The organism is Kitasatospora sp. NPDC097643 (assembly GCF_040302625.1).
Classification (GTDB): domain Bacteria; phylum Actinomycetota; class Actinomycetes; order Streptomycetales; family Streptomycetaceae; genus Kitasatospora.
The window spans coordinates 1-1070 of sequence record NZ_JBEOSA010000186.1; the positions used below are offsets into that span (position 1 = coordinate 1).

General features: G+C 69.9%; 1 protein-coding gene. It reads left to right on the forward strand.

Features of this window, described 5'->3' with window-relative positions; genetic code table 11:
• Positions 1-116 precede the first annotated feature (116 nt).
• Positions 117-1070, forward strand: coding sequence for an IS481 family transposase (locus ABTY15_RS39750; protein ID WP_350607725.1), 954 nt, complete (start codon positions 117-119; stop codon positions 1068-1070).

Sequence of the window (1070 nt, forward strand, 5' to 3'; positions counted from 1 at the left end):
TGTTCTGACCACGGAGGTTGGTGACAGAGCTCATGGTGGCGTGATCTTGAAATGAGTGAGGGCCTTCTGGCTCGGTGTGGATTGCGACATCTGCACCGGCTCCCAGAAAGGCCCTCATGCCACACCGTAACGCACCGCTGACCGAGACCGGACGCCTGCGCCTGGCCCGCTGCGTGGTCGAGGACGGCTGGCCACTGCGGCGGGCCGCCGAGCGTTTCCAGGTCTCGCCCACCACGGCCAAGCGCTGGGCGGACCGCTACCGCGTCCTGGGCGAGGGTGGCATGAGCGACCGGTCCTCGCGGCCGCACCACAGCCCGCGCCGGCTGCCGTCGCGCACGGAGCGGCGGATCGTCAAGGTCCGCGTCCTGCGCCGCTGGGGCCCCGCCCGCATCGCCTACCTCCTGCGACTCAACCCGGCCACCGTGCACCGGGTCCTGGTCCGCTACCGGCTCGCCCGCCTCGCGCATCTCGACCGCGCCACGGGACGCCCGGTACGGCGCTACGAACGCGCCGCACCGGGCGAACTGGTCCACGTCGACATCAAGAAACTCGGCAACATCCCCGACGGCGGCGGCCACCATGTCCTGGGCCGCCAGGCTGGCCGCAGGACCCGCTCCGGGGCGGGCTACTCCTACCTGCACAACGCCGTCGACGACCACTCCCGCCTGGCGTACAGCGAGATCCTGCCCGACGAACGCAAGGAGACCGCCGCCGCCTTCTGGGCCCGGGCGAACGCGTTCTTCGCCCGGGCCGGGATCACCGTCCAGCGAGTGATGACCGACAACGGAGCCTGCTACAAGTCACACGCCTGGCGTGATGCCCTCGCCGCCGAGGGCATCACGCACAAACGCACCCGCCCCTACCGGCCGCAGACCAACGGCAAGGTCGAACGCTTCAACCGCACCCTGCTCGACGAATGGGCCTACGCCAGGCCCTACCGCACCGAACAGGAACGCCGAGACGCCTACCCCGCCTGGCTCCACACCTACAATCACCACCGCGGACACACCGCACTCGCAGGCAAACCACCCGCCAGCCGCATCCCCAACCTCACGGGACAGAACACCTAG

Excerpts from the sequence above, each read along its gene's own strand:
- ABTY15_RS39750 (WP_350607725.1), top strand. The coding sequence starts at position 117 with ATGCCACACCGTAACGCACCGCTGACCGAGACCGGACGCCTGCGCCTG.